Source organism: Tropicimonas sp. IMCC34011, assembly GCF_003390865.1.
Lineage (GTDB): Bacteria > Pseudomonadota > Alphaproteobacteria > Rhodobacterales > Rhodobacteraceae > Tropicimonas_B.
Window position 1 is genome coordinate 602,239 of sequence record NZ_QMEJ01000001.1, and the last position, 15,605, is coordinate 617,843.

Below are 15,605 nucleotides of genomic sequence, written 5' to 3' on the forward strand. Positions count from 1 at the left end.
CCGCCCAAGTCACATCGCGCCGCCGGCCTCGACCATGCGGGCGACGTAGCGCGCGAGCGTGTCGATCTCGAGGTTGACCAGATCGCCCTCGGCGACACGCCCCCAAGTGGTGACCTCGCGGGTATGCGGAATGAGGTTCACGCCAAACTCTGCGCCATCGACCTCGTTCACAGTCAATGACGTGCCGTTCAGGGTCACGGAGCCCTTGGGCGCGATGAAACGAGCAAGGTCTTCCGGCGCGCGGAACGTCAGGCGCAGACTGTCGCCCTCTGGCGCCATGCGGATCACCTCGGCCACGCCGTCCACATGACCGGACACGATGTGCCCGCCGAGCTCGTCCCCGACCCTGAGCGCGCGTTCGAGGTTGATGCGCCCCCCGGCCTCCCACGTGCCGAGGTTGGTCTTGGACACCGTCTCCGCCGACACGTCCACGTCGAACCAGTCCGGGCCGGTCGTGACCACCGTCAGGCAGCAGCCATCGCAGGCGATGGAGGCGCCGAGGTCGATGTCGGAGGTGTCAAAGGAGGTGCCGATCCTGGCGCGCAGGTCGCCGCGCGCCTCGAGCTGGGTGATGGTGCCGATATCGCTGACGATCCCGGTGAACATGGCGCGGCTCTCCCCTGACGGTTTCCGCGGCGCCGTCCGGCCCCGCTGTGCCCCCCGAGGTAGCTGCGGCGCGGTCGGCGGACAAGTCCTGCCACTCAACCGAACGACCGTCGCCGTCCTTCGGTCCCAATCCTGCCTTGTCGAGCGGGTTTACCCCGAGCGTCGATCCGGTTCTAAGTAAAGCATGGTAGGGTGTTGGTAGATGAGTACGATGACGTTCGAGAGTTCCCCTTCCGCGCATCTCCCTCAGCGACGCTTCCTGTTCCTTCAGGGCCCGCACGGACCGTTCTTCCACCAGCTTGGCCGGATGCTCCGCGCGGCGGGCGCGGAGGTCTGGCGCGTCGCGTTCAACGCCGGGGACGACGCGTTCTGGTTTCATCGCCGTTCGCTGATCCCGTTCAGCGAGACGGCGGAGGAGTGGCCCGCCTTCTTCTCCATGCTGCTCCATGACAAGGAGATCACCGACATCGTCCTCTACGGGGACACCCGCGCCATACATGCCAGGGCCGTGGAGATCGCGCGCTGCCGCGGCGTGACGGTGCACGTCTTCGAGGAAGGCTACCTCAGGCCCTACTGGGTCACCTACGAGCGCGGCGGGGCGAACGGCCATTCGCGCCTGATGCGCCTTTCGGTGCCCGACATGCGCCGGGCGCTGGACCAGTCCGAGCTGGAGCAGCTCCCCGCTCCGGCGCGCTGGGGCGACATGCGCCACCACGTCTTTTACGGCGCCCTCTATCACGGGGTGCTGCTGATCCGGACAGGACGCTACGCCAATTTCCGCCCTCACCGCGCGCTGACGGCATCGCAGGAATTCCGCCTCTACCTGCGCCGCCTCATGCTCATGCCCTTCCACTGGATGGACAGGATCGTCGCCACGGGGCGGATCCGCGGCGGCGGGTTTCCCTATCATCTGGCGCTGCTGCAACTGGAGCACGACGCGAGCTTCCAGCAGCATTCGCCCTTCTCCTCCATGACCGAATTCCTCGAGCTTCTGATCGAAGGGTTCGCCAGCGGCGCACCGAAGCATCACCACCTCGTTTTCAAGGCACATCCGCTGGAAGACGGCCGGAAGCCCCTGCGCACCGAAATCCGTCGCCTCGCCCGCGCTCACGGCGTCGCCGGCCGGGTGCATTACGTCCGCGGCGGCAAGCTGGCAGGTCTGCTCGACCATGCCCGCTCCGCCGTCACGGTGAACTCCACGGCGGCGCAGCAGGTGCTCTGGCGCGGCCTGCCGCTCAAGGTGTTCGGCAAGGCGGTCTATGCCAAATCCGAATTTGTCTCGGACCAGACGCTGCCGGCCTTCTTCGCCCGTCCCTCCCGGCCCGATGCCCGCGCCTATCGCGACTTCCGCACCTTCCTGCTCGAAACCAGCCAGGTCGCCGGCGGCTTCTATTCCGCTGCCGCCCGCCGCCAGCTTCTGCGCCAGGTGGTGGACATGATGCTGGCCGCCGACGATCCCTACGACGCCCTCGCGAGCGGCAACGCCCATCCCCGCCAGCACCTTCAGGTCGTGCGCTGACGTCTACACGGTAGCGGCGGTTTCGCGACAGCAAAGCCACACATCGGCCGGTCGCCGCCGATGGGCCGCTTCCCTTCGCCCCGCCTTGCTGTAGCCTTGATCCCAAAAATACCGAGGCAGAGATAACGGTTCGAAGGAGCCAGAGCAGTGAAAATCGCAACATCACGGTGGGCGCGTCTCGCCGCCCTTGTCGTGCTCGCGGGTCTGGTTTCGGCGTGCGGCCTGCCGCGGTCGGGCCCCAACAAGCGCGAAATCTACGCAGGCTCCGTCCAGAGACAGGGCGACGCCTTCATCGTTTCGGTCAACAGCCGGGTCACCCGCGCGACCTCCGTCGTGCCGTCCTACGGCCTGTCCGCCGGGTTCCTCAATGCCGGCGTCATCGGGTCGGACACGATCCGACCGGGCGACACGCTCGGCCTCACCGTCTACGAGAACGTCGATGACGGCCTTCTCGTCGGCGAGGGGATGAACAGCACGATCCTCGACGAGGTCCAGGTCGACGCGGAGGGCTTCATCTACGTGCCCTATGCCGGCCGGATCCGGGCGGCGGGCAATACGCCCGATCGCGTCCGCACCCTGATCACCGAACGCCTCGACAGGCAGACCCCCGACCCGCAGGTCCTCGTGCGCCGACTGGCGGGCGACGGGGCATCGGTTTCCGTCGCGGGCGGTGTCGGCGCGCCGGGCGTCTACCCGATCGAGCGACCGACGCGGACGCTCGGCGCCATGCTGGCCCGCGCCGGCGGCGTCGTGATCCCGACCGAGATCGCCGTCGTCACGATCACGCGCGGCGCCCATACCGGCAAGGTCTGGTTCCAGGATCTTTACTCCGAACCGCGCTACGACGTCGCGCTCCGGGACGGCGACCGCCTTCTCGTCCAGGAGGACACGAGGGACTTCACCGTCCTCGGCGCCACCGGCACCCAGAACCGTGTCCCCTTCGAGAACCAGACGATCAGCGCCATCGAGGCCATCGCGCAGGTGGGCGGGCTCCAGACCAATCTGGCGGACCCGACCGGCGTCTTCGTCTTCCGCAACGAGCCGCAGGAGATCGCCCAGCAGGTGCTCGGACGGACGGACCTCATCGGGCCGCAGCGCATGGTCTACGTTCTCGACCTGACCGAGCCGAACGGCATCTTCGAGGCGCGGGACTTCGCGATCAGGGACGATGACACGCTCTACGTCACCGAAGCGCCGTTCGTTCAGTGGCAGAAGACGCTCGCGGCGCTGACCGGGTCCCTCGGGACGGTCAATTCGGTCGCCTCGACCGCCGCCGCCGCCAGCGGAAGTTGATCCGGCAATGACGGAGCCGCAGGGCGACCGTCAAGGAGCCGCCGCGTCCCCCGAGGCGCGGCGGCTCTTCGTTTACAACGGCGGATTCCTCGCGCCTCGCATCCGCCAGATCCTCGCCTCGGCCGGCTGGCACGTGACGACGGGACGGCCGGGCCCGGAGGACTGGGTCGGCGTCTGGGGGGCCTCCCCGACCGCCCGCCGCGGGGAACGCGTCGCCTCGCGAACCGGCGCGAAGATCCTGCGGATCGAGGATGCGCTGCTGCGATCGGTGAAGCTCGGCCGGGACGGCGCCCCGCCCATCGGCCTCACGCTCGACGAACGCGGCCTGCATTTCGATCCCACGCGCCCCTCGGACCTCGAGCACCTTCTCGCCACCCATCCCCTCGACGACACCGCCCTGCTGGACCGCGCCCGCGTCGCGATGGCGCGCCTCAGGGAGGCCGACCTGTCGAAATACAGCGCCCACGATCCGGCGCTCGCACCGCCCGAACCTGGGTACGTCCTCGTGATCGACCAGACCGCTGGGGATGCCTCCCTCGGCTCCATCCGCGACGTGCGGGGCCGGTTCGCGGAAATGCTGGGCACGGCGCAGATCGAACACCCGGGCGCGCGGATCCTTCTCAAGGTCCACCCCGAGACGCTGGCCGGACGCCGCACCGGGCATTTCGGGCCGGAGCACGAGAGCGACCGGGTGCAGCTCTTCGCCGACCCCGTCTCGCCCCACCGTCTCCTGGATGGGGCGATCGCGGTCTATGCCGTCAGTTCGGGGCTCGGGTTCGAGGCGATCATGGCGGGGCACCGTCCGGCCATCTTCGGCCAGCCGTTCTATGCCGGCTGGGGGCTGACGGAGGACGCGTTCCCCGTGGACCGTCGCCGGCGCAGGCTGACGCGGGCGCAACTCTTTGCCGCCGCGATGATCCTGCACCCGGTGTGGTACGATCCCTGCCGCCGCCGCCGCGCCACGCTGGAGGAGGCGATCGATCAGCTGGAGGCGGAGGCACGCGCCTACCGCGAGGACCGGCAGGGCCATGTGGCTCTCGGGATGCGCCTCTGGAAGCGGGGTCACCTCCAGCGGTTCTTCGGTCGGGAAAGGCGCCTGAGGTTCGCGGGCTCGGCCGATGCGGCCCTGAAGGCGGACCGCCCCATCCTCGCCTGGGCCGGAACGGCACCCGCGATCACGGGCCGCCCGCTCCGCCGTGTCGAGGACGGTTTCCTGCGCTCCCGTGGCCTCGGGGCGGAACTGGTCCCGCCCCTCTCCCTCGTGTCGGACGATCTCGGCATCTACTACGATCCGGGTACAGAGAGCCGCCTCGAACGCCTTATCTCCGCGTCCGCGAGCCTTCCGCCGCACGCCCTCGCCCGCGCCGAACGCCTCGCCGCGCGGATCACGAGGGATCGGTTGACGAAGTACAACACCGGTGGAGCGGCGGATCTGCCGGAGCCTGCCGGGCGCCGCGTCGTCGTCGTGCCGGGCCAGGTCGAGGACGACGCCTCTATCCGTCTTGGCGCCGGCGACATCCGTACGAACCGGGACTGCCTCGCTGCCGCGCGCACGGTGCATCCGGGTGCCCTCCTGATCTACAAACCTCATCCCGACGTCGAAGCCGGCCTCCGCATCGGGGCCGTTCCGGACGCGGCAGAGATCGCCGACGTGGTGGCGACCCGCGCCGATCCAGTCACGTTGATCGAGGCCGCGGACGAGATCTGGACGATGACCTCCCTCATGGGCTTCGAGGCGCTCCTGCGCGGGCGCGCCGTCACCGTCCTCGGTGCGCCGTTCTATGCCGGCTGGGGCCTGACGCGAGACCTCGGACCTGTGCCGGCCCGCCGCACGGCCCGCCCCCCTCTTGCCGGGCTGATCCACGCAACCCTCATCGGCTATCCGCGATATCTCGATCCGGTAAGTTCCCTGCCCTGCCCGCCGGAGATCGTGGCAGAACGTCTGGCCGCCGGGACAGGGCCGAGGACGGGACCAGCCCTGCGTCTCCTGTCGAAGGCGCAAGGCGTCGCGGCTGGCTTGGGTCCCTTCTGGCTCTAGGGGATTTCGCGATGCGGGCGCCAATACGCCACCGCATCTCCCCCGATCTCCTCCAACCGATCCAGTCGGAACCTTGGAGCCTCGCCGAGCGCTCCGATCCCCATCGCCGCGAGTCCCGGCCACCCTTCGGCGCCGAGGGCGACACCGCCGGTGAACGCGATCAGCTCATCGACGAGCCCGGCGCCCAAGAGGCTCGCAGCAAGCTGCCCGCCGCCCTCGCAGAACACCCGCGTCAGGCCGCCGGCGCCGAGCGCAGCCATCATACCGTCCATGTCGAGCTGGGATCCCGCGAGGGGGCATTCGAGGAGAACCGCGCCCTGCTCCCTCCACTCGGCGATCCGCTTCGCCGGTGCGTCAGGCCCGTGGCAGAGCCAGAGCGGCACATCGCGGGCCGAGGCCGCGAGGCGGCCCTTCGGGTCCAGATCGAGCCTGCGGGACGCAACGACGCGGACCGGCTGGCGATCCACACCGAGCCCGCGCACCGTCAGCATCGGATCGTCCGCACGCGCCGTACCCGACCCTATGAGCACGGCATCGTGCCGCGCCCGCATCCCGTGGACGAGCCGCCGGGCCGCCGGCCCGGTGATCCACCGGCTTTCACCCGACGCGGTCGCGATCCGTCCGTCGACACTGCCCGCGAGCTTCAGCGTCAGCATGGGCCGGCCGGAGGTGACGCGCCGGAGGAAGCCTTCCTGCAGGCGGTCCGCCTCGGCCGCGAGGACCCCCGTCACGACCTTTATGCCCGCCGCGCGGAGACGCGCGTGGCCCTGACCCGCGGTCCGCGGATCGGGGTCCGTCAGGGCTGTGATCACGCGCGCGGGACGCGCGGCGACGAGCGCATCGGAGCAGGGCGGTGTCTTTCCGTGATGGGCGCAAGGTTCCAGCGTGACGTAGACATCGGCCCCCTCCGCTGCCCGGCCGGCTTCGGTCAGCGCGACCACCTCGGCATGGGGCCGCCCGCCATCCTGCGTCCGCCCCCGGCCCACGACACGGCCGTCCCGAACGATGATGCAGCCGACAGCGGGGTTGGGCCAGACCCGGCCGAGGCCGCGCGCGGCCAGCCCCAGAGCCGCCCGCATCCAGCGGGCATCAGTCTCCCGCACCGCGCTCAAACCTTGGCGTCGGGGCGAAGCTCACTGACGAATTTGTCGAAGTCGTCCGCTGCCTGGAAGTTCTTGTAAACACTGGCAAATCGCACGTAGGCCACCGTATCGATCGCCGCCAGACGCTCCATGACGATCTCGCCGATCACCTTGCTCTCGATATCGGTATCGCCGAGGGATTCCAGCCGCCGGACGATGCCGGAGATCATCTGCTCCATGCGCTCGTGCTCGATGGGGCGCTTTTGCAGCGCGATCCGGATCGAGCGCTCCAGCTTGTCACGGTCGAAATCCTCGCGCCGGCCGTTCGTCTTGATCACGACGAGATCGCGCAGTTGCACACGCTCATAGGTCGTGAAGCGCCCCGCGCAGGCAGGGCAGAAACGGCGCCGACGGATCGCGACATGCTCCTCCGCCGGTCGGGAATCCTTCACCTGAGTATCGACATTTCCGCAAAACGGGCAGCGCATCCAGGCCGTCCCCCTCTTCGTTGTCCCGCCGTATCGTCGGGTTCGCCCCAACTTGTCCACAGCAACTATAGGGAGGCCGCGAGGGATTGGGTAGGGCGAATGGCCGGACGCATCATGTGGCCCGAATCATCTATGTGAAACCGTTGCAGCGAGGACGCGTTGGTCGGCGTCATTTCATGGGATCACGGGAAAGGGGCGACATGTCCGACAAGGTTCTCTTCATCACAGGTGCCTCGAGCGGCATCGGCGCGGCCACGGCAAAGGCGGCGGCGGCCAGCGGCTGGAAGGTCGGCCTCATGGCCCGCAGTGCGGACAAGCTGGAGGCGCTCGCGGCCGAGATCGGCGAAAACGCCCTCGCCCTGCCCGGCGACGTCACGGATCTCGCGGCGCAGAAGGAGGCCATCGCCCGTCTCGTGGAGACGTTCGGCGGGCTCGATGCGGCCTATGCCAATGCGGGCCGGGGCACCAACTCTTCCGGCGTCGAGGCGGGCGACCCGGAGGCGTGGCACGACATGATCCACGTCAACGTTCTGGCTGCGCTCCATACCGCACATGCCGCGCTGCCCCATTTGCGCGAGCGCAAGGGACACATGGTCTTCACCGGGTCCGCCGCCGGGCGCACGCACATCAAGGGCTCGGTCTACGGCGCGACGAAGTTCTTCATCCACGGGCTCGCCGGGAACCTTGCGGAGGAGATGCGGGAGTGGGGCGGGCGCTGCACCCTGATCGCTCCCGGCATGGTGGACACGCCCTTCTTCGACGAGGCCAAGCCGGACAAGCTCCATGCAGACGACGTCGCGGATGCCGTGGTCCACGCGCTGAACGCGGATCCGCGTAACACCGTGCGCGAGATCTTCCTCATGCCGACGAATTGACGCCTAGCGCGCCAGGTACGCCGCGACCTGACGTCGATGCGGCCTGGCGCGATGCTCGAAGATGTAGATCCCCTGCCACGTCCCGAGCGCCATCCGGCCCCCTTCGACGGGGATGGAGAGCGACACGGGCATCATCGCGGCCTTGATATGAGCCGGCATGTCGTCCGGCCCCTCCGCCCGGTGCACGAGGTACTCCATCGACGGATCGTTGGCGGGGGGAACGAGTCGTGCGAAATAGGCTTTGAGGTCGCGCTGCACGTCCGGATCCGCGTTCTCCTGAATGAGGAGCGAGGCGGACGTGTGGCGGATCATCAGCGTCAAGACGCCCTCCCCGCCCTGATCCGCGACCCACCGGGCAACCTCTGCGGTGATCTCGGTCAGACCCGGCCCGCTTGTGTTTAGCTCGAATACCTTCATGGGAACGCAAGACCGAGACGACGAAAGCGCCTGAGGCTGTCGGGGCAGAACGCCCGGGCATGCAGCGTGCGCAGATTGTACCCCACGACGTCGAGCGGAACGGAATAGCTGCCGCCGTCGCCCGGACGCGGGCCGCCGTCGACCTCCGGATACGGCACGATGGTGAACGCGACGGAGCTCCGGCGGGGTGCAGCATTGGAGCGGCCGAGCGGGCGGAGAAGATAGAGCCTGTCACTGCCGTCCCGCCGCAATACGCGGCGGGCGTAATCCCCCGCAGCACACCAGTAATCCGCGGGGCCGGCGCCGGCCTTCTGGTACACCTCGATGACGCCGGCCCGCGTCGGGTCCTCCGCGGAGATCATCCTGTTATACGCGATGTAATCGGCGCTCGAGGGGGCCGCGAGCAGCGTGAACGCCGCAGCGAGCAAGCTCCCGCGCATCACCGGTCCCTCGTCTGATTGCAGAGCGATACGGCGTGACCGACCGTCCGGTTCTGCCCAGTGCGCTTTGTCGACAGGACCACGTCGCGAAGGGTGAAGCCCTTTCGCTCCGGCGGCGTCACGACGAAGGTCACGGCGCGGCGGCCGGGATCGACGCGGGAGGGGCCGAGCGGCCGGGCGATCTCCACGCGGTCCGTCGCCCTCGCCCCAAGGCGCTCGCGGGCGAACGTGCCGGCGGCACAGAAGTAGTCCGCGCCGGTCCGATTGGGGAGGGACAGGACCTCGAAACCGCTCGCGTCGCCGGCGGCATAGAGGCCGTGGGGCGTCATTTGTCGTTCGGCCTGCCCTGCCCCGGCCACAAGGCAGAGAGCGGCGGCAAGAAGAAAGGGACCGTTGCGGGGCATGGGACAACTCCTGGATTGGGGCAAAGACTGACCCGGCGCGCGCTGCCGATCAAGGGCTTGGGAGCGCACGGCCCCTCACACGCGCGGATCGGCGCGCGAGCGCGCCGCGAGATGCGGCACGAAGAGCGCCGCGAGAACGAGTTCGACGGCGATGGCCGGCAGGGTCATCCACCCCGACGTTCCCCGCACGAGCGCGATCAGGCCGAGGATGGCGAGGCCGCCGAATGTCACGATCACCGCAAGGCAGATCGCGCGCCGCGCATGGGAGGGGTCGCAGTCCCGCGCCGCGAAGAGCATCACGGCGAGCCCCGCGAGGGGCAGCGCGTTGCGGCGCGCCATGAACAGCCCCTCCGCGGTACGCTCCTGCGCAAAGGTGAAGAGCGGAAGGGCAGGCAAAAGGAGATAGACCAGCGACAGGCAGAGCGCGATGGCGGCGAGAAGGGTAGCGGAGGCTTTGAATGTAGGCATGACCGTCATCTAGATCGCCGCGCCCGGCTCGGCCAGTGGGCCGGGGCGCTGCGGCGCGCCCGCGCGGGCGCGCACCGCCCGGCTTGGCCATCGCCCTGCCCTCAATTCGCGTCCGGAGATGCGGATCCATCGCCCGTTTCCCCGCCCTTATGAACGGTTTACTCGGCCGCCTGATCCGTCAGTGCGGGCCGCCCCCCGTCGTCGTCAGGCGCGGAATCGTGATCCATCGGCAGGCGCTTGTCGGTCCGGGCGCCAAGCGTGCGAAGCTTGTCCACCTGCCCGAGCACGTTGCCCCGGCCGCGGGCGAGACGGTCGACGGCGCGGGAATGGGCATCGCGCGCATTGTCGAGATGCGAGCCGATCTTGTCGAACTCCTCCAGCACGCCGACGAACTTGTCGTAGAGCTTGCCCGCGCGGTCCGCGATAGCCTCGGCATTGCTTTCCCGGCGCTCGACGGCCCAGATATGCTCCACCGTGCGCAACGTGACCATCATCGTGGTGGGCGTGACGATGCCGATCCCCTTGCGCAGGGCCATCGCCGTGAGATCGCCCTGCACCCTGAGAGCTTCGGAGAGCGCCCCCTCGATGGGCATGAACATCAGCACGTAATCGACGCTCCCGGCCTCCAGAGCCTGGTAGCCCTTGGCCGCGAGCGTTTCGATATGGGTCCTGACTGCGCGCACGTGCTCGGTCAGGGCTCTCTTGCGCTCCTCCTCGGTGTCCGCATTCGTCGCGGCCTCGTAGGCGATGAGGGAGACCTTGCTGTCGATGACGAGGGACTTGCCCTGCGGCATCCGCACCACGACGTCGGGGCGCCAGCGGGCGCCCTCCTCGTCCCGGCGGCTGGCCTGGACCTCGTAGTGCACATCCCGTTCGAGGCCGGATTCCTCCAGGATGCGCTCGAGGATCATCTCCCCCCAGGCGCCCTGACGCTGCTTGTCGCCCTTGAGGGCCTGGGTAAGGTTCACCGCCTCGCGGCTGATCTCCTCGGAGCGGCTGTGAAGCGTCGCGATCTGTTCCTTGAGGCGCGCGCGCTCCTCGTCGGCAGATTTGTGGACGTTGCGAAGCTCGATCTGGAAGTTGCCGACATGCTCCTTGAAGGGCGCGAGCAGCTCGTTCAGCTTCTGCTGATTGGCCTTGGCGAAATCCTCGCCTTGCACCTTCAGCGTCTGGCTCGCGAGCTCCCGGAAGCGGGACGTCATCTCCTCGCGCAGGTTCTGGAGCGTCTGTATTTCCCGATCGGCGGCTTCGCGATCCTTGGTGATCTCGGTCCTGAGACGGCTGATTTCCCGCTCGGACGTGCCGTGAGCGATGCGCGTCTCCTCCAGCTTCTCCGCAAGGTCGGCCCGCAGGGTTTCGACGCGCTCCACCTCCCGAGACAGGTTTTCGGCAGCTTCCTCCCGCCGCTCCGCGCGAATTCGGGCCGCTGACAAGTCCGATCGCAGCTGCTCCGCCAGAAGCTCGAGTTCACCCGAGCGGGCCGTCGCCGCGCTGCGCTCCTCGGCGAGGCGCGCCTCCGTCTCCGCCAGACGGCGGGACAGGTCCCGCGCCTGCTGCCCCCGCGCTGTGGCACGCAGGCCGAGGGCGACGCAAATGAGTGCGAGAAGCGCAGCGGCGCCCGTAATGTAGAGGGGATCGATCTGGTCGAGGGACATGGGGGAATCCTAGAGATGTTCCCCTAATGTTTCATGAATGCCTACCGGCAATCAAGATGCGGGCCGCCGAAGCGGCCCGCGATCCTTCACTGATCGAGGAAGCTGCGAAGCTTGCGGCTGCGCGAGGGGTGCTTGAGCTTGCGCAAGGCTTTCGCCTCGATCTGGCGGATCCGCTCGCGGGTGACCGAGAATTGCTGACCGACCTCCTCGAGCGTGTGATCCGTGTTCATCCCGATGCCGAACCGCATCCGCAGGACACGCTCCTCCCGCGCCGTAAGCGACGACAGGACGCGGGTCGTGGTCTCCTTCAGGTTCTCCTGAATGGCGCTGTCGAGCGGCAGGACGGCGTTCTTGTCCTCGATGAAATCGCCGAGCTGGCTGTCTTCCTCGTCGCCGATCGGCGTTTCGAGGGAGATCGGCTCCTTGGCGATCTTCATCACCTTGCGGACCTTCTCCAGCGGCATCTGGAGCTTCTCCGCCAGCTCTTCCGGGGTCGGCTCCCGACCGATCTCGTGCAGCATCTGGCGACCGGTGCGCACCAGCTTGTTGATCGTCTCGATCATGTGCACCGGGATACGGATCGTGCGGGCCTGGTCGGCGATGGAACGGGTGATCGCCTGGCGGATCCACCACGTCGCATAGGTGGAGAACTTGTAGCCGCGGCGGTACTCGAACTTGTCCACCGCCTTCATCAGGCCGATGTTGCCTTCCTGAATAAGATCAAGGAATTGCAGGCCGCGGTTGGTGTACTTCTTGGCAATGGAGATCACGAGCCGGAGGTTGGCCTCGACCATCTCCTTCTTGGCCGCCCGGGCCTCCTTCTCACCCTTCTGCACCTGGTTCACGATGCGGCGGAATTCGTTGATGTCGACGCCGACATACTGACCCACCTGCGCCATCTCGGCGCGCAGGTCCTGCACCTTGTCCGACGAGCGATCGAACAGCGCCGTCCAGCCACGACCGGGCTGCTGGGCCATACGGTCCATCCAGGTCGGATCGAGCTCGGAGCCGCGATAGGCCTCGATGAACTCGCGACGGTTGATGCGGGCCTGATCGGCGAGCTTCACCATGTTCGAGTCGATCGACATGATCCGGCGGTTGATGCCGTAGAGCTGGTCGATCAGCGCCTCGATGCGGTTGTTGTGCAGGTGCAGCTCGTTGACGAGGAGCACGATCTCCGAGCGCAGCGTCTGGTAGGTCGACTCGTTCTCGGCGGAGAAGGACCCGTCCTCGTTCAGGGTTGCCGACATGCGGCGATCCTGCATCTCCTCGAGCCGGAGATAGTCCCGCGCGATGACCTCAAGCGTCTCCAGGACGCGAGGCTTCAGCGCCGCCTCCATGGCCGCAAGGGACATGTTGGCCTGTTCGTCCTCGTCCTCGTCGTCGTCGTCATTGTTGCGGATCGGGTTTCCGTCCGCATCGACCTCGGGCTGTTCCGCGGCGGCCGTCTTGGCGGCGGGGGTGGTAGTGTCCACCACGGGCGTGTCGTCGTCGTCCTCCTCGAGGGAGCGGCCGAAGGTCGCCTCGAGGTCGATCACGTCACGCAGCAGAATGTCTTCGCTCAGAAGCTCGTCCCGCCAGATCGTGATGGCCTGGAAGGTGAGCGGGCTCTCGCAGAGGCCCGCGATCATGGTGTTGCGACCGGCCTCGATGCGTTTGGCGATGGCGATCTCGCCCTCGCGGGACAGAAGCTCGACCGAGCCCATCTCGCGCAGGTACATGCGCACCGGATCGTCGGTCCGGTCGAGCTTCTCGCTCTCCGACTGGGAGACCGTGACGTCACGTCCGGAGGACGCTTCGACCACGGCGGTGGAGCTGCTCTGCCCCTCCTCTTCCTCGGCCTCGTCGTTCTCGATGATGTTGATGCCCATCTCGGACAGCATCGACATCACGTCCTCGATCTGCTCCGAGCTCACCTGCTCCGGCGGAAGGACCTGGTTGAGCTGGTCGTAGGTGATGTAGCCGCGCTCGCGCGCCTCGGCGATCATCTTCTTCACGGCGGCCTGGCTCATGTCGAGCGTCATGCCGTCGGACTGCTCCTCGGTCTTCGTCCCGTCGTTGTCTTTCGCGGCCATGGTCTCTCCCACTGACGAGGTGATTCGGGCATCCGCCCGAACCTGCGAATCATAGGTCATGCGGCTTGGCGTTCCAGATGTCCTACCGTTGCCTGCAATGATTTCCAATACGTTGACCGATTCGGACTAAGGTCCCGTTCCCTCGTATCCGATTCGGCGCAACAGTTCCTGCAACGCATCCTTCTCACGTCGATCCAGTCGCGCCCCGTTGGGCGCGGTCTCCAGCTCCGAGCGGCCGCCCTCGCCCGCACTCGCCGCCCGCAGGACGGCATCGGCGGCCTGGGCGATGCGCCAGTCGAGGCCCTCGCCGGCGGACCCCGAGATCGCGGCCACGCTTTCCGCCATCTCACGGGCCATGCCACGCGCGGCCCCGAGCTTGGCCAGTTCCTCGGTCAGGCAGGCCCGCGCGAGTTCGGCATCCCCGGCCCGGCGGACCGAGGGAGCGATCTGGACATGGCGCGGTGACAGCATCGTTTCAAGGCCGCGCGCTCCCACCTCCTCGCGAAGGTGGATGAGCACGCCCTCGGAATCGACCCCGGGCGGCACCCGCAAAAGGCTCGCGGCGATGGCGGCATGGCCCTGCCCGCGGAACTCGAACTCCTCGAGAATATGCGCAAATTCGTCGATCAGGACCGGCGTGTGGATGAGCGTCGCGAGGATCACCGCCTCCCGAAGCCGGTCCGTCACGCCCTCCGCGCCGGAGGCCAGAAGCGACGCGCGGGATTGCTCCGTCGACGGCAAAAGCGGCGCGGTGCCCTTTTTCCACGCACCGCCACGCTTCTGGAAACCTGACGCGGGCGGCAGCCCACGGGGTTCCGGCGACGCGCCGGATCCGGAGCCATCCGGTCCGCCGGGATGGCCGTAGCCGTAGAGGTCGGCGCGCAGCCGGCGGAATTCCTCCGCATAGTGCATCTTGATGGAGCGGTCGCGGATCTCGTCGAGCACGGCGCGCAGATCCCGGTCGAGGGAGGCGCGCCGTTCGGGGCTGTCGAGGACGAGCCCCTCCGTCTTCTCACGCCACAGGAGCTTCGCCATCGGCTGGGCCTTGCCGATCAGCTCCCCCATCGCTTCCGGTCCGCCCTCGGACCGCAGCAGATCGTCGGGATCCTTGCCCTCCGGCAGCAGGACGAAGCGCAGTTCCCGCCCCGGCTCCAGCATCGGAAGCGCGCGGGAAATCAGGCGGTAGGCGGCGCGAAGACCGGCCGTGTCCCCGTCGAGCGCGACGACAGGCTCGCTGGAGATCCGCCAGATCAGGGCGAGCTGCGCTTCCGTGATCGCCGTGCCGAGCGGGGCGACAGCGGCGGGGAAGCCGTGTTCATGGAGCGCGATCACGTCCATGTAGCCCTCGGCGACGATCAGGGAGCCCGAGCGCCCCGCCGCGGACCGGGCCGGCGCGATGTTGTAGAGGCCGGCGCCCTTGTCGAAAATCGGCGTCTCGGAGGTGTTGAGATACTTTGCCTGCGCATCGGCGGACATCGCCCGTCCCCCGAATGCGACCGCCCGGTCCTGCCCGTCCCGGATCGGGAAGACGATGCGGTCCCTCAGGAAATCGTAGAGCGAGCCGTCCCGCTCCGAGCGGCGGCAGAGGCCGGCCTCGACCAGCAGGTCCGCCTCCATGCCGCGGCCGGTCAGCGCGTCGGCAAGCGCGGTGCGGCCGGTCGGAGCATAGCCGATGCCGAAACGCTCCAGCGTCTCCGCCTTCACGCCCCGCCGCTGGAGATAGGCCCGCGCTTCGGCGGCGGCAGCGGTCGAGAGTTGCGTGCGATAGAAGCGTGCGGCGGCGTCCACCGCCTCCCTCAGCCGGGTGTTCCGGTCGGCCCGCGCCTGCGCCTTCGGATCGCCCTTCGGGACCTCCATCCCGGCCTCCCGGGCGAGGATCTCCACCGCCTCCATGAAGCCGACATTCTCGGTCTCCTGCACGAAGGTGAAGGCGTTGCCTTTCGCCTGGCACCCGAAGCAGTAGTAGAACCCCTTGCGGTCATCGACGTGAAACGAGGCGGTCTTTTCCTGGTGGAACGGGCACGGCGCCCACCAGTCCCCCTTGCCCTGCTGGGACTTGCGCTTGTCCCACAGGACCTTCTTGCCCACCACCTGCGAGAGGCTGACGCGGGCGCGAAGCTCGTCGAGGAATCCGTCCGGAAGGGCCATCGCGAAACTATCCTATGCCCGGCGCGATTCTGGAAGCGGATCCGGGAGTGACCTGCGGTCTATCGCGGTGCGGGGCCGGGCTGGAAATCACGATTTC

Annotated in this window: 14 protein-coding genes; 4 read left to right on the forward strand and 10 right to left on the reverse strand. The window is 68.1% G+C overall.

What is annotated here, in order from left to right; genetic code table 11:
- Window positions 1-9 precede the first annotated feature (9 nt).
- On the reverse strand, window positions 10-606 hold the full coding sequence (locus tag DQG15_RS02900; protein ID WP_116082590.1) for a riboflavin synthase: 597 nt from the start codon (window positions 604-606) through the stop codon (window positions 10-12).
- A gap of 202 nt (window positions 607-808) precedes the next feature.
- On the opposite strand from DQG15_RS02900, the gene DQG15_RS02905 reads away from it, so the two are divergent.
- From DQG15_RS02905 to DQG15_RS02915, 3 genes are all read left to right on the forward strand, one after another.
- Window positions 809-2,125, forward strand: a complete 1,317-nt coding sequence (locus DQG15_RS02905; RefSeq protein ID WP_232830687.1) for a capsule biosynthesis protein — start codon at window positions 809-811, stop codon at window positions 2,123-2,125.
- 147 nt (window positions 2,126-2,272) lie between these two features.
- Window positions 2,273-3,418, forward strand: coding sequence for a polysaccharide biosynthesis/export family protein (locus tag DQG15_RS02910; protein WP_116082593.1), 1,146 nt, complete (start codon window positions 2,273-2,275; stop codon window positions 3,416-3,418).
- Window positions 3,419-3,425: 7 nt separating this feature from the next.
- Window positions 3,426-5,456 (forward strand): capsular polysaccharide biosynthesis protein, encoded by a 2,031-nt coding sequence (locus DQG15_RS02915; protein WP_116082595.1) that lies wholly within the window; start codon window positions 3,426-3,428, stop codon window positions 5,454-5,456.
- Here the strand turns inward: DQG15_RS02915 and ribD are convergent.
- Entirely contained in the window at window positions 5,453-6,535 is a 1,083-nt protein-coding gene (gene ribD / locus DQG15_RS02920; RefSeq protein WP_116082597.1) for a bifunctional diaminohydroxyphosphoribosylaminopyrimidine deaminase/5-amino-6-(5-phosphoribosylamino)uracil reductase RibD, read from the reverse strand. The genes DQG15_RS02915 and ribD overlap by 4 nt on opposite strands.
- A 29-nt stretch (window positions 6,536-6,564) precedes the next feature.
- Window positions 6,565-7,026 carry a transcriptional regulator NrdR gene (gene nrdR, locus DQG15_RS02925; protein WP_116082599.1) on the reverse strand — a complete coding sequence of 154 codons (462 nt, stop codon included), beginning with the start codon at window positions 7,024-7,026 and terminating at the stop codon, window positions 6,565-6,567.
- Between the two features lie 200 nt (window positions 7,027-7,226).
- On the opposite strand from nrdR, the gene DQG15_RS02930 reads away from it, so the two are divergent.
- Complete coding sequence (locus DQG15_RS02930; RefSeq protein ID WP_116082601.1) at window positions 7,227-7,901, forward strand: SDR family oxidoreductase; 675 nt, start codon at window positions 7,227-7,229, stop codon at window positions 7,899-7,901.
- Between the two features lie 3 nt (window positions 7,902-7,904).
- Here the strand turns inward: DQG15_RS02930 and DQG15_RS02935 are convergent, their stop codons facing one another.
- From DQG15_RS02935 to dnaG, 7 genes are all read right to left on the reverse strand, one after another.
- On the reverse strand, window positions 7,905-8,318 hold the full coding sequence (locus DQG15_RS02935; protein ID WP_116082602.1) for a secondary thiamine-phosphate synthase enzyme YjbQ: 414 nt from the start codon (window positions 8,316-8,318) through the stop codon (window positions 7,905-7,907).
- Window positions 8,315-8,758 (reverse strand): hypothetical protein, encoded by a 444-nt coding sequence (locus DQG15_RS02940; RefSeq protein WP_116082604.1) that lies wholly within the window; start codon window positions 8,756-8,758, stop codon window positions 8,315-8,317. The genes DQG15_RS02935 and DQG15_RS02940 overlap by 4 nt, the downstream gene beginning before the upstream one ends.
- Window positions 8,758-9,162 (reverse strand): hypothetical protein, encoded by a 405-nt coding sequence (locus DQG15_RS02945; RefSeq protein WP_116082606.1) that lies wholly within the window; start codon window positions 9,160-9,162, stop codon window positions 8,758-8,760. Before DQG15_RS02945 ends, DQG15_RS02940 begins: the two co-directional genes overlap by 1 nt.
- Before the next feature lie 75 nt (window positions 9,163-9,237).
- A complete protein-coding gene (locus tag DQG15_RS02950; protein ID WP_157968876.1) occupies window positions 9,238-9,630 on the reverse strand; it encodes a hypothetical protein in 393 nt (130 codons plus the stop codon).
- Window positions 9,631-9,788: 158 nt separating this feature from the next.
- The gene (gene rmuC, locus DQG15_RS02955) at window positions 9,789-11,285 is read right to left on the reverse strand and encodes a DNA recombination protein RmuC (protein ID WP_116082610.1); all 1,497 of its coding nucleotides are present in this window, start codon (window positions 11,283-11,285) and stop codon (window positions 9,789-9,791) included.
- 86 nt (window positions 11,286-11,371) lie between these two features.
- Complete coding sequence (gene rpoD / locus DQG15_RS02960) at window positions 11,372-13,360, reverse strand: RNA polymerase sigma factor RpoD (protein WP_116083703.1); 1,989 nt, start codon at window positions 13,358-13,360, stop codon at window positions 11,372-11,374.
- A 126-nt stretch (window positions 13,361-13,486) separates the two neighbouring features.
- Complete coding sequence (gene dnaG / locus DQG15_RS02965; protein ID WP_116082611.1) at window positions 13,487-15,508, reverse strand: DNA primase; 2,022 nt, start codon at window positions 15,506-15,508, stop codon at window positions 13,487-13,489.
- Window positions 15,509-15,605 lie beyond the last annotated feature (97 nt).